The organism is Anaerotardibacter muris (assembly GCF_943192915.1).
Taxonomy (GTDB): Bacteria; Actinomycetota; Coriobacteriia; order Coriobacteriales; family Eggerthellaceae; genus Anaerotardibacter; species Anaerotardibacter muris.
In genome coordinates, this window is the sequence record NZ_CALPCD010000007.1 from 42,463 (window position 1) to 55,182 (window position 12,720).

10 protein-coding genes are annotated in these 12,720 nt (G+C 51.6%); 7 read left to right on the forward strand and 3 right to left on the reverse strand.

Annotated features, from left to right (window positions below; genetic code table 11):
* Positions 1 to 21: 21 nt before the first annotated feature.
* The 3 genes from NFR25_RS06475 to NFR25_RS06485 are packed head-to-tail and all read right to left on the reverse strand — an operon-like array spanning position 22 to position 1,448.
* Complete coding sequence (locus NFR25_RS06475) at positions 22 to 612, reverse strand: DUF1788 domain-containing protein (protein ID WP_251198432.1); 591 nt, start codon at positions 610 to 612, stop codon at positions 22 to 24.
* A gap of 6 nt (positions 613 to 618) precedes the next feature.
* On the reverse strand, positions 619 to 1,245 hold the full coding sequence (locus tag NFR25_RS06480) for a DUF1819 family protein (protein ID WP_251198433.1): 627 nt from the start codon (positions 1,243 to 1,245) through the stop codon (positions 619 to 621).
* Entirely contained in the window at positions 1,239 to 1,448 is a 210-nt protein-coding gene (locus NFR25_RS06485) for a hypothetical protein (protein ID WP_251198434.1), read from the reverse strand. The genes NFR25_RS06480 and NFR25_RS06485 overlap by 7 nt, the downstream gene beginning before the upstream one ends.
* A 691-nt stretch (positions 1,449 to 2,139) precedes the next feature.
* Here NFR25_RS06485 and NFR25_RS06490 point away from each other — a divergent pair.
* The 7 genes from NFR25_RS06490 (at position 2,140) to NFR25_RS06520 (ending at position 12,643) form a co-directional block, all read left to right on the forward strand.
* Positions 2,140 to 5,700: an SNF2-related protein gene (locus NFR25_RS06490; protein WP_251198435.1), complete on the forward strand. Its 3,561-nt coding sequence runs from the start codon at positions 2,140 to 2,142 to the stop codon at positions 5,698 to 5,700.
* Complete coding sequence (locus tag NFR25_RS06495; protein ID WP_251198436.1) at positions 5,700 to 6,812, forward strand: ATP-binding protein; 1,113 nt, start codon at positions 5,700 to 5,702, stop codon at positions 6,810 to 6,812. Before NFR25_RS06490 ends, NFR25_RS06495 begins: the two co-directional genes overlap by 1 nt.
* Complete coding sequence (locus tag NFR25_RS06500; protein ID WP_251198437.1) at positions 6,802 to 8,157, forward strand: vWA domain-containing protein; 1,356 nt, start codon at positions 6,802 to 6,804, stop codon at positions 8,155 to 8,157. Before NFR25_RS06495 ends, NFR25_RS06500 begins: the two co-directional genes overlap by 11 nt.
* A gap of 173 nt (positions 8,158 to 8,330) precedes the next feature.
* Positions 8,331 to 9,128, forward strand: a complete 798-nt coding sequence (locus tag NFR25_RS06505) for a YebC/PmpR family DNA-binding transcriptional regulator (RefSeq protein ID WP_251198438.1) — start codon at positions 8,331 to 8,333, stop codon at positions 9,126 to 9,128.
* Between the two features lie 237 nt (positions 9,129 to 9,365).
* Entirely contained in the window at positions 9,366 to 10,403 is a 1,038-nt protein-coding gene (locus NFR25_RS06510) for an FtsB family cell division protein (protein ID WP_251198439.1), read from the forward strand.
* 100 nt (positions 10,404 to 10,503) lie between these two features.
* Positions 10,504 to 11,439 carry a Ppx/GppA phosphatase family protein gene (locus NFR25_RS06515; protein WP_251198440.1) on the forward strand — a complete coding sequence of 312 codons (936 nt, stop codon included), beginning with the start codon at positions 10,504 to 10,506 and terminating at the stop codon, positions 11,437 to 11,439.
* A gap of 154 nt (positions 11,440 to 11,593) precedes the next feature.
* A complete protein-coding gene (locus NFR25_RS06520; protein WP_251198468.1) occupies positions 11,594 to 12,643 on the forward strand; it encodes an inorganic phosphate transporter in 1,050 nt (349 codons plus the stop codon).
* The last annotated feature ends 77 nt before the right edge of the window (positions 12,644 to 12,720 follow it).

The window sequence follows — 12,720 nt, forward strand, 5'->3', positions numbered from 1 at the left end:
TTTTCTTGCTTACGGGTTTGGTCAGAGCAGGTTGAAAGCTCGGTAGTAGTTGCCATCTTCTAGGGTTCCGAACAGGGAAAGCGCATTGCCGGAATATTCGCCTGGGTACCAGACCACTACTGGTGTTTCACCAATAAGGGGTTGTAGGTTGTCGAGCAAAACGTGGACCCTTATTACGGGATAAACGTCTGCCACGCCTGTTATGAAGAGCACATCGTTTTCTCCAGAAAGACCGCTTGTGATCTCATTGGCGAAGGCTTCAGGAGAAGTGATCTTTTGCAGCTGCTTCAGTAGTGCGTCAGTGCCGCGCTTTGCTTCTTGTTCAGGGATACGATCAAGGATGTGCTTCTTCTCGCAGATCTGAAGCATGGTGTCGTAAAGATTGCATTCGGTTATAGAGCAAGGAAGGCGGCCTTGTTCTGAATCGCGTACTAGCTTGCTCGCGCATTCTTGGGCTTCCAGCTGAAGGGTTGGGTCGAAGCACAGAATGTAGATGCCCACTTCATTGCCAAGCCCGGCATTCTTCAGGAAGCTTTCGTCTTCAAGGCGCGTGCGCAGCACGGTAACACGGTCTTGAAGTTCCTGTAAAGCCTTGATTGAATTCGTATTCATGGCGGCCTAGAAACCTCCTATGCAGTTGAAAGCAACAAGGGCGCGTGTGTCGCCCAGCTGGCGTAGCGTTTCTTCTATCTCGAAATCGAGCAGTACTGGTAGAAGGGTGTCGGTGCTCTTTTGAATGAATTCACCGTGTTCAAGGCAATTCATCAGCGTGCTCTTGATGCGCTTTACGGTGGCATCGCTCCAGGCGGCGGCGAAGTCGTGTTCGGCTTGGTAGCGAGTCATGAAGGCATTCATGTCCATGGGCGAAAAGAAGTAGTTAAGAGTTTCATAGCGCTCGCCAATTTCGGTGGTCATGAATTCGTCCATGACGTTATAGAGCTTCATCATGGCGTATATGTTCGTTTGCTTGGCCTGGGTTGGAGTTCCGTTTGCAACCAGCTCAGTAAGTCTTTTGCTTTGCAGCGCATCAAGACGTGCAAGGCAGGCACGGGCGATGCTCTTTATCTCTTTGTCGGTGGGGTATTGAAAGATGTTCTCGCTCTGGGCGCGATCGATGATCGTTTCATCAGCTTCACCTTCAAGGCGGAGCTTCGCTATGATGCGAATTTCAGGAAGCAGGAATTTTTCGCGCGTGAGCGATCCGCCCGTGCGCTGGGTGAACGAGGGGATATTGGTAGCTACCATGCGCTACCGCCATTGTTGTTGGGGTCTACTACAAAAGGCAGAAGATCGATGCCTAAATCCTCTGCCCTTTTGCAGAGCTCTTCGCCTGTGGCAGATTCGACATCGAACAAGTCGAGCATGGCTGCAGGGAAGCCGTTGAATGCGGCAGTGCCTAGATAGTCCTGCATATAAGCACGTAAAGCATCAACGTTGATGGTGGCCATGTTAGTTGACCCCCACAGCGTTCGCTTTGGCTACAGGTAGATAAGAGAAGGTAGTGGAATTGTGAAATGAAGCAGAGCTGGCTAGCTTAGAGCAGTCGCAAAAAATGCGGCGGGGGGGGGTGCTCATTCCAAAGCCTTTAGGCACAGCAAGATAACCCTTATAAAGAGGGGTGTTGTTCAGCTGGTATGGAGTGATTCCGGTCCACATAAAAGTGCAACTCCAAGATCTTGTTTCACCTGATTACAGTGTATCAAAAATTTTAGTGTCGGGTCGGGTGCATCGCGGGGGAGTGTCAAGAATAGAAAGGAGATACCATGACCAAGCATCATTCGTTCGAATAGGGAATGAGGAGCGAACGATCGATATGACGCACCTGGATCCGTGAAGACCCGGGTGATAGGGAAAGGAATCCCGCGATGCGTTATTTTCAACCCATAGAGCATAGTATTCTTTTTGCTCGTAAAGGGGTGTCCCGAAAATGTCCCTCATGCAAAAATCGTTCTTGAGAGAATGGTCGAACGTGTAGTTTCGCACCTGTTTGCTTGAAATCGAACAGGTGTTCGGATATAGTAAGGTCCCTTGAATTTAGCGTGTATGTATTACTGAGGCAAGCATTTATTGCTGAGCATCAGTAAACAATCTTAAGCATTGCTCCTGCTGGATGGGGTCTGATTCTGAAAGGAGGCGGTCATGGGCCTGGTAAAAGATATATTCTATTTTGACGATCAGCTCTATGGCAATGCCTCTTCAGATGAGTCTCTTTTTGATGAATCTTCAGATAATGAATCTTCAGAGGAGTCTTCGAAAGAGCCAGAACGGAATGTATTTGACAGGATGCTGGATCTGCTTTCAGCCGCGCGTCCTGAAGACGGTGCCTCATCTGCTGGGATCGATCGAGTGATCGACAGGGTCAAGCAGGAGAAGCTCAAAGCCGAAGCCAAAGATAAAGAGCGCGCAGAGCAAGAGAAAAAAGCTCGTGAAGCCCATCAGGAAGAAGTTGACCGTGTTACCAAGATGGATCTTCCTCTTGATTGGGAGAATGTCTTCAATGGGGACGCTCGCGCAAAAGATGTTCACGCCGAAAGTCATGCGGACGCACTTGTTCTAAGCCTGGCTCATTTGGGCCGTGTGGATATCGAGTATATGGCGCAGATCTCCAATTCTGATATGCGCTCGGTGATCTTGGACCTTAAGGGTTCCATCTTTCAGAATCCGGAAACTTGGGAAGCATGCTGGTATAAAGGATGGGAAACCAAGGAACAGTATCTTTCAGGCAATCTCTTGAGAAAGCGAGAGATAGCTTCAAAGCTCAATGAAGAATACGATGGCTACTTTCGTGACAATATCGCTGAGATCGACGCCGCGCTTCCGCAGTTGCTCACAACGGACCAGATATATGTCACGTTGGGGTCTCCTTGGGTTCCTACTGATGTCATTGATGCGTTTGCGAACCATATCGTTGGCCTAGACGGATGGCCAGTGATAGAGGGCACGCGACATGATCCTATAACAGGGAGCTGGGAGTTGCCTTATCGTGGCAGCAGTTTCATTTCGGGACATAATGCTTTCGGAACCAGTCGCATTACCGCGCTTAGTTTGCTTGAAAAAACACTTAATTCTCGTTCGGTCAAGATCACGGATTCTTTAGTAAAGGGCGCTGAAGGGAAAGAGACGCGCGTTGTTAACGAAGAAGAGACGCTTGCTGCTCTTGAGCAACAAAAGCGAATACGCGCTGAATTCGATAGTTGGATCTGGAGCGATCCTGCTCGAAGCAAGCGCCTCCAGGATATCTATCAGCGTAACTTCGGTTGCGTGAAGCAACGGAAATTCGACGGGTCTTTTCTTCGGTTTCCCGAAATGGACCCAGATGTTTTCCTGTATCCCTACCAAAAGGATGCGGTCGCCCGCATGATCATGATGCCGAACACGCTTTTGGCTCATGACGTTGGTGCCGGTAAGACCTATATGATGATTGCTGCTGGCATGGAACTGAAGCGTATGGGCATATCTGAAAAGAATCTGTACGTGGTGCCGAATAGTATTGTTACGCAGTGGAGCACGATGTTCGCGAAAATATATCCTTCATCACGTGTGCTTTCGATCTTGCCCAAAGACTTCACGCCAGCGAAGCGACAAGAGGTGCTCGCTACTATTCGTGATGGTAACTTTGACGCGATAGTCATGCCGTATTCGTGCTTCGAAGCGATACCCCTATCTGAAACCAGCAAGCTTGCAGCGCTTGAGCGAGACTTGAACGAGATAACGGACATCTTGGAAAGCGCTTCAAATTCAAATACAAAGAATCTATCTCGTAAGACTTCTAAGATGCGCGAGCAAATAGATGAGTTGTGTGAAGCAATTTCGCAGCAGCAAGAGGAGATCATCTGGTTTGACAATCTGGGCATCACACGCTTATTTGTTGATGAAGCCCATAACTTCAAGAATGTTCCCATCGAAACGAAGATGCAAGGTTGTCTGGGAATCAATTCAAGAGGATCGCGCCGCTGTCAGGACATGATGAATAAAGTGCGTTTCGTCCAGCGCCAGAATGGTGGCGGGGGAGTAGTGTTCGCTACGGGCACACCCATTTCGAATTCCATCACGGACGCCTTCATCATGCAGAAATACCTCCAAAACGGCGAGCTTGCCATGGTGGATCTGCAGTCATTTGACGACTGGGTGCGCATGTTCGCAGAGCCCTCTACGGAGTTTGAGATAGACGTGGATACCTCTTCGTTCAGGATGGTGACAAGGCTTTCAAAATTCCATAATCTGCCAGAGCTTACTACGCTCATGTCTTCGATAGCCGATTTCTACCTTGTGGATGATCTTGCTGGTGTGCCTTCCGAGGTGGATCGCGAGGATATAGTGGTGGAGAAATCAGAAGAATTCGAACGCTACTTACAGAGCATCTCGAAAAGAACTGACGCTATACGCTGCAATGCGGTGCAGCGAACCCAGGACAATATGCTCAAGGTAACAACAGACGGCCGAATGGCTGCGTTGGATATTCGCCTGGTTGAACCTTCGGTTTCTGCGGATGGGAAGCTAAAGGTGCTTGCATGTGCTGAAAGCGTTGCGGACATCTATTTTGCAACTGAAGAAGATCGTTCCACTCAGCTGATATTCTGCGATGTTTCTACTCCGAAGAAGGAATTCAACGTCTATTGCGAGCTTAGATCTTTGTTGGTGCAGCTGGGCGTGCGCGAAGAAGAGATTGCATTCATACATGATTTCGATGCGCCTGCTGCACGGTCGGTGCTTTTTAAACAGATGCGGAAGGGCGAAAAGCGCGTATTGATCGGAAGCACCTTCAAGGTTGGCATTGGCGTGAATATTCAAGACAAGCTAGTTGCGCTTCATCATCTTGATGTTCCGTGGCGCCCCGCCGACATGAAACAGCGTGAAGGCAGGATGTTGCGTCCAGGTAATGTGAACGACAAGGTCAAGATCTTTCGCTATATCACCGAGGGGAGTTTTGACGCCTATTCCTGGCAGCTCTTGGAAACGAAACAGAGCTTCATCGGCGAATTGCTTGCTGGCTCTCTTGAGAACAGAACTATGGGAGAGATCGATGATTCGGTGCTTGATTATGCCGAGGTCAAAGCTATTGCTATTGGCGATGAGCGCATCAAGCAGCGCGTTGAGGCGGTAAATGAACTTTCGCGGCTTTCGATGCTTCAAAGAAAACAGAAGACCATGATCGGGTCATATCAGGCTGAATTGCAGAGCGTTCCTGATAGACGCGCTCGTTTGAAGCGAAGCATAGAACGATGCGCGATGGACCGTGATGGCTATCAAGTCTGGAAAGATAGTCATCCTGAGGAATTTCGGGATAACGCCACTAAGAAGCAGAAGGAAGCTCGCGCAGCTTATCGTGATCTGCTCTATCAATCTGTGAAGGATCAAGCATTAGCTCAGCACGAAAAGCAGCTGCCATCTTATCGGGGGTTCAATATTGCCGTGCCAGCGAACATCTCTCCAAACGATGCATTCGTGTATGTTGGAGGAGAGAACCGCTACCGCGTCAAATTGGGCACAAGCCCTCAGGGTTATTTGGTAAGGATCGATAACTTTTTGGAGCGCTTAGGGAATCACCACGATAAGCTAGTTGAAAAGCTGGAAGCGCTCAATATGAAAGAAAAAGAGCTCAAGATGAAGATCGCGCAAGAAGAAGACCATACTGACCAGATCGAATCGCTGAAGGCAAAGATTCGGTCTTTGGATGAAGCGCTTGGGATCGAGGGTTGATGAACGAAGTTAAGCTATCAAATATTCCTACGGTATCGGTAGAGCAGGTTATCGACGAACTTTCGGGCTTGTATATTGCCGCTCTTCAGAGCGGGACGCCGTTCAAAACGCTTCCTTCGGTGATGCTTTGGGGAGCGCCAGGTGTTGGTAAATCGCAGGCGATTGATCAAGTTGCTAGACGCATCGAGAAAGAGACAGACAAGAAGGCGTGCGTTACCGATGTAAGGCTGCTACTGTTCAATCCTATCGACTTGCGCGGTATTCCAACTGCCAATGCGGAAAAGACCCTTGCAGTCTGGCTTCGCCCGCAGATATTCGACATGGACCCAGGCGAAGACGTGGTGAACTTGCTGTTCTTGGACGAGATAACCGCTGCGCCTCAATCGGTGCAGGCAGCAGCGTACCAGATAACGCTCGACCGCGTTGTAGGCGAGCATGTCTTGCCCGACAATTGCATCGTAATTGCTGCAGGCAATCGGACAACTGACAAATCTGTTTCATTCAAAATGCCTAAAGCGCTTGCAAACCGCCTGATGCACTTCCAGGTTGAAGAAAGCTTTGAGGCGTGGCGCGCTTGGGCGGTGAAGGCCGGGATCAATGGTAAGGCCATTGCTTTTTTGAGCTTCCGCAAGGACTATTTGATGTTGTTCGACTCTGGTAGCAGTGATGTGGCTTTTGCCACGCCGCGATCATGGGAGATGGTCAGCAAAGTGCTCGACCAATTCGATGGAGACGTTGACCGCGCATTCAATCTTGTTGCCGGCTTGGTGGGAGTAGGTGTTGCTCTTGAGTTCAGAAGCTGGGATAGCGTCTACGATTCGCTTCCTTCTATTGATGAGATCTTTGATGGCAAGAATCCTGATTGTCCCACAAATACCGATGCCCTCTATGCGCTTGTATCTGCGATACTCGAACATGCGCGCTTGGTGAAGGATGACCTGGATAAGATGGCGAACGCTATTCGCTATGCCGATAAGATGCCACCTGATTTTTCGACCATATTGATGAAAGACTTCATGGCGCTTGAAGAGGGATATAGGGAAAAGCTGATCATGGTCCCTGAGTTTTCTCAATGGCTCAGGACCAAAGGGGTTCTCCTAAATGGTTCTTAGCGAATCGGATACACAAGAATACATACGCCGGCTTTTACTTTCGCGCATGCGCATTTTGAATGACCACCCTTTCTTCGGGCTTTTGCTCATGCATATGCGCTATGCGATAGATGAGGCCGCGTCAACTGCTTATACCGATGGGGAGCGAATCGTATTCGGTGCAGACTTCTTGCAGGAGCTTTCAGATTCCGAGCTAGATTTTGTGATGTTGCACGAGATCATGCATGTGGTCTTGCAACATTGCTGGCGCGCGGAATCGATTCCCGATCATGATCTTTTCAATATAGCCTGCGATATTGTGGTGAATTCGAATATCTTGCTCGAAAACGGTCTGGACCTTGAGAGCATCAGCCTCCATGGTCATGGGGTGTCGATGCATGTGGCTCCGAATGGTAAAGAGGGGTATGAGTACACCGCCGAGCAGGTATATGAGATGTTTCCGCGAAGTCCGCAGGATGGTGGATTCGGTCAAAATGGACTTGGTTGTTCAGGCGAGTCGGACCAAAGCGACAACAAGAACGATGGTCAAGGCCAAGATCCAAGCAAAGGCCAGGATCAAAGTCAGAGCCAAGGCTGGCATGGTGATTCGGACCAAAACAACAACACGGATAAAAATGGTTCGTCAGGGTTTTCGGACGACCATTCACATTGGGGATCTTCTGGTAGCGGGGAAAGGCAGCAAGCTCAAGAAGTGTGGATCAAGCGAATACTTGATGCTGAAAAAGCCATTCGTGTACGCGAAGAATCTCTTGGTCGCGGATTGATGCCTGCGCTGGTAGAACGTTGTCTTGGAGAATTGCGTCAGGCGCAGACTGATTGGCGCGTGCTCTTGAGCGAATTCATTCAGTTTGATGTGAACGACTATTCCTTCACTCCGCCCGACAGAAGGATGATGGAGACTCCCTTCTTCTTGCCTGATTTTAATAGCGCAGAAGAAGTGGTGCGCAATGTATTGTTCATGGTCGACACTTCAGGGTCGATCACGGACGAGATGATGACCGTTGCGTTCTCGGAAGTGAAGGGCGCACTCGAGCAATTCTCTGATTCGCTTGAAGGCTGGCTTGGGTACTTTGATGCTGAAGTTGTCGAGCCAGTGCGCTTTGACGATGTTGAAGGTTTGGCTCATATTCAGCCGCGAGGCGGAGGAGGTACAAGCTTTCTGCCTATCTTCGAATATGTCGAAGAGAAGATGGCCGACGAGCCACCTGTTTGCATCATCATCCTCACCGATGGTTACGCTCCGTTTCCGCCCGAAGAAGTTTCAATGGACATTCCAGTAATTTGGCTCATTAGTAATAACAAGGTTACGCCTCCGTGGGGAAGAGTTGCGCGTTTTCGAGTTTGAGTTGATTCGCCACTGGGTCAAGTTGATCTGATCCAATCTGTTCATGATCATGGAAGGTATAGATTCTATGACCGACTAGGCTGCGCACGGTGGGTCCTGCGTGCTGGTGGTATGATAGACTAACTGTTCGAAACCAAACGATATCTAACCCCGCTATAGGAAGGTAGGCGCGTATGTCAGGCCACTCAAAATGGGCTACTACGAAGCATCGTAAAGCTGCCCAGGACGCTAAACGTTCGGCATTGTTCTCCAAGCTCTCCCGTAACATCACGGTAGCAGCGAAGGAAGGCGGCGACCCGAACCCCGACAACAATGCGTCGCTGGCTGCGGCTATCGATAAGGCGAAGAGCTACTCGCTTCCTAAAGATAAGATCAAGACCGCTATCGACAAGGCGTTCGGCACGGGCAAGGACGCTGCGAACTACGAATCGGTCATCTACGAAGGCTATGGTCCGGCAGGCGTTGCCGTGTATTGCGAAGCCCTTACCGACAATCGCAACCGTACCGCAGCCGATGTGCGCTCTGCGTTCTCTCACGCCAACGGCAACCTGGGTACTTCGGGTTCCGTTGCATTCCAGTTCGAGCGTAAGGGCCAGATCTTCATCGAGAAAGAGATCGAAGGTGGCAAGAAGGAAGGCATGATCGCCAACGGCGCTGCTGGAGATGAAGACGAATTCATGATGGTTGTGGCTGAAGCGGGCGGCGATGATTACGAAGATGCCGATGAAGAGTGGATCGTCTACACTGCACCCAGCGATCTGATGGCTGTTAAGAAGGCTATCGAGGAGCAGGGTGTTATCACTAAGGGCGCTGAATTCATCATGGAGCCCACCACGCCTACGCAGGTTTCCGTTACCGACGCGAAGAAGGTCATGCGTCTTATTGACAAGCTGGAGGAACTTGAAGACCTGCAGAACGTCTATCACACCATGGAGATCACCGACGAGATCGCGGCTGCTCTGGACGAGTAAAGCTTTGCTCGACGAGTGAGCTCTGCTCCAGCGTGCAGGCAGCAGCCTAACAAAGAGGGCAGAGCCTAGCGGGTGATCACCTTCTAATTTCGACGTATAAAGCCCTTGCGGTACCGTCCGCGGGGGCTTTTCTTGTTTTCCCACGTGAGGGTTTATTTTTCCTACGGGCTATGATATAGTTTGCCATGTATTGCATTAAACACACTTTAAACGAACTACAATGCATGGGGTTGAGCTGTGGCTAGGCACGGGAATATTCTTTCTTTTGACGAAGCACGTCGTCGTGGCTCTGTGTCGTCGAAGCAGCCCCAAGTCTCTTCGAAATCCACTACCAGATCGAACGTAAAATCTCACCGTTCACCTGCGGATTCTCATGTTGCGCAGCCTACGCGTACGCGCGTTGTGCCCGAACGTCTTACTTTTGATGAAACCTTCGAACAGTCGTTCACTGCGACCAGCCGAAGTGGTTCATATCGTCGCTCATATCGCGATCGCCCTTCTGTTCCAACTGATCCGTCCTTGCATGCAGCGCGCAGCGCTTCTGCGGCGGATTCTCTGCGCGAATCGCGCGAAGACGTGACAGCCAACCCCAGCAATACACAGCGCTCTCAGTCTTCTCGCCAGTCCGCCGAAGAATCCAAAGACAAGAAATCGCTTTCGCATCGCATGCGCTCGGCCAAAGCAGAGCGTCAGTTCAACCGTACCTTCGGTAAGGATGATGGCCCTAAAGCTGCGCCCGAGGAAGGAAGCAGACCAGCCCTTTACAAGATGCAGATGGGCAAGACCCATAAACGCTCTTCGCGTATGCAGAGTCCTGCAGCATCGAAGAAGCGTGGCGGTCTGTTCGGTCGTTTGGCGGGATTGTTCGCGATCTTCGATCCGCGTTCGGCGCGCTTCTCTTCACGTGCTCTTATCACGTGCGCTACGCTTCTGCTGGCAGTGGTCATGCTCTACCAGCCCGTGGCGAACTACTACCAAGAGATCCGCGCGCAGCAGCAGCTCGAAGCCGAGTATGCCGTGGTGGCCGACTACTATTCCAGCCTGAAGTCGGAAGTTGAGTATCTCAACACCAAAGAGGGCAGGGAAGAGTACGTTCATCAGGAGCTTGGCTGGGTAAAACCAGGCGAACATGTGGTGTCGGTCGAAGGCCTTGAGCCGCGCGATGCCACCAGCAAGAAAGGCTCGATCACCTCAGACCTTTCCAATGCGGTGCCAACTCCTGATACCTGGTATTCGCCTGTGCTCGACGTGGTGCTTGGCTACAACAAGCCCTAAGTTCAAGCTAAGCCCCTAAGCTCAAGCTGAGCAAGACTAAAAGTAAGAGCAAGCACGGCTAAGTACACACTGATTCGTCCATGAAGGGAGCGCAAGCCCCATGATCCTTGCCGCCATCGACCTTGGTACGGTAACCTGCAGGCTCTTCGTTGCTGAAGTAGCCAGCGGCATCGAACGTGAATTGGTGCGCGAATGCACCATCACGAACCTGGGTATTGGCGTTTCGCAAACAGGAGTGCTGCGCCAAGATGCGATCGACCGCGTGGTGCAGTGCATCGCAGGGTACCGCGCCCAGTGCGATGCTATCGCGCATGAATATGGTTTGGATGCGCTTCCGCTGGTGGCGGTGGCAACCAGTGCCGCACGCGATGCGAAGAATTCAGATGAACTGGTTGCTGCGCTGGCGCAAGTGGGCGTGGAGCTGAACATCATCCCTGGCCAGCGTGAAGCGCAGCTTTCATTCTTGGGCGCGTCTTCCGAATTTCCTGGCGAAGCGATAGCTGTTGTTGATGTGGGTGGCGGTTCTACCGAAGTGATCTTCGGCAATGCGCTTGCTGGTGTTGAGTTCGCCTATTCCTTCGATATAGGTTGCCGTCGCATAACCGAGATGTTCTTACCCTCTGACCCGCCAACAGCCAATGAATTGGCCCAGGCACGGGCTTATTTGCTCGAATCGTTCGCAGCGGTGCTCGAACCGCAACTTGCCCAGCGCGAACTACAGCGCATGGTTGCGGTAGCGGGTACGGCTACCAGCGTGGTTTCGGTCTCTGAAGAGATGGCGGTCTACGATTCCGCGCTCGTTCACAAGACCGTGGTTTCGGCTGATCTGCTAGATTCGGTGCTTCAGCGTTTGGCGGCGCTCACTGAAGAAGAGCGCAAGCAGGTGGTTGGTCTGGAGCCCAAGCGCGCGCCCGTGATAGTGGCTGGCATGCTCATCTTACAGTGCGTGCTCGAAGTGCTTGGTCAGACCAGTTTCACCGTGAGCGAATCCGATATCTTGCAGGGCATCGTCATGGCTTCGAGTCAGGAGCTTTGAGCGTAGACCCTCTCTCGAGCGATCAGAGCTTTTCGTGGACTCATGACCGCACACAGGCTTCATCGAAGAATTGCAAATCCTGTCAGGAGCGAGCCTTTCAACGCATCTGAAGTGCGCTAGAATGTTTAGCGGACTAATTCGAAGGAAGGCAGCGCTGGTGCTCGATCTTGGAACATTCTTCACGATGCTCGGATCAAATCCGGTGCTTCTTGTCATCCTTGTTCTTACTCTTGGCGCTACGGTGGTGAATGGCGCTACCGACGCTCCCAACGCCATCGCACCGATGGTCTCTACGCGCGCTATGCCTCCTGGGCCCGCCATCATCATGGCTGCCATCTGCAATTTCATCGGACTTGTGCTCATCACCGCGGTAAGCGCGGCTGTTGCTCAAACCATCTTCAACATGGTCGATTTCGGGGGGAATGCGCATCAAGCGCTCCTTGCGTTGGCCGCCGCTATGGTGGCTATCATCGTGTGGGGTGTGGTTGCGTGGCTCTTCGGTATTCCGTCTTCGCAAAGCCATTCGCTCATCGCGGGTCTTACAGGTGCGGCTATCGCACTGCAAAGCGGCCTTGCGGGCGTGAACGGGGGCGAGTGGATGAAGGTCATCTATGGCCTTTTGGTCTCGACCTGTTGCGGCTTTGGCGGTGGCTGGCTGTTCACCAAGTTCTTGGAGCGCATCTGTAAGAATGCGGATCGCCGTAGGCTGCAGAGCAAGTGGCGCATCGCGCAGGTGTTCACGGGCGCCGGTGTTGCTATCATGCATGGTGCGCAGGACGGCCAGAAGTTCCTTTCCATCAGCATGCTGGGCATCATGTTGGCGCTGGGCAGCATGGACACGTCCAACGTGGTCTTCCCGCTGTGGCTCATCATCCTGTGCGCGTTGGCTATGGGCTTGGGTACGGCTATTGGTGGTAAGAAGATCATCAAGTCGGTAGGCTTGGACATGGTGAAGATGGAGCCCTATCAGGGTTTCTCTGCCAGCACCACTACGTTTGGCTGCTTGCTGTTGGCAACCTTCACGGGTTTGCCCGTATCCACCACGCATACGGCCACCACTGCCATCATGGGTGTGGGTGCTTCCAAGCGAATACGCGCGGTGCGCTGGAACATGGCGGTGAACATGGTGCTAACGTGGGTGCTCACGTTCCCGGGCTGCGGCCTTATCGGCTATCTGTTAGCCAAGCTCTTCCTGCTGTTCTAGGGGAGCATCTCGTACGCCGTATTTTCTCGAAGCCAGGTGTTTCAGCCTGGCTTCTTTTGCTATGATTGATACGCTTG

Excerpts from the sequence above, each read along its gene's own strand:
- NFR25_RS06475 (WP_251198432.1), bottom strand. The coding sequence starts at position 612 with ATGAATACGAATTCAATCAAGGCTTTACAGGAACTTCAAGACCGTGTT.
- NFR25_RS06505 (WP_251198438.1), top strand. The coding sequence starts at position 8,331 with ATGTCAGGCCACTCAAAATGGGCTACTACGAAGCATCGTAAAGCTGCC.
- NFR25_RS06480 (WP_251198433.1), bottom strand. The coding sequence starts at position 1,245 with ATGGTAGCTACCAATATCCCCTCGTTCACCCAGCGCACGGGCGGATCG.
- NFR25_RS06495 (WP_251198436.1), top strand. The coding sequence starts at position 5,700 with ATGAACGAAGTTAAGCTATCAAATATTCCTACGGTATCGGTAGAGCAG.
- NFR25_RS06500 (WP_251198437.1), top strand. The coding sequence starts at position 6,802 with ATGGTTCTTAGCGAATCGGATACACAAGAATACATACGCCGGCTTTTA.
- NFR25_RS06490 (WP_251198435.1), top strand. The coding sequence starts at position 2,140 with ATGGGCCTGGTAAAAGATATATTCTATTTTGACGATCAGCTCTATGGC.
- NFR25_RS06515 (WP_251198440.1), top strand. The coding sequence starts at position 10,504 with ATGATCCTTGCCGCCATCGACCTTGGTACGGTAACCTGCAGGCTCTTC.
- NFR25_RS06485 (WP_251198434.1), bottom strand. The coding sequence starts at position 1,448 with ATGGCCACCATCAACGTTGATGCTTTACGTGCTTATATGCAGGACTAT.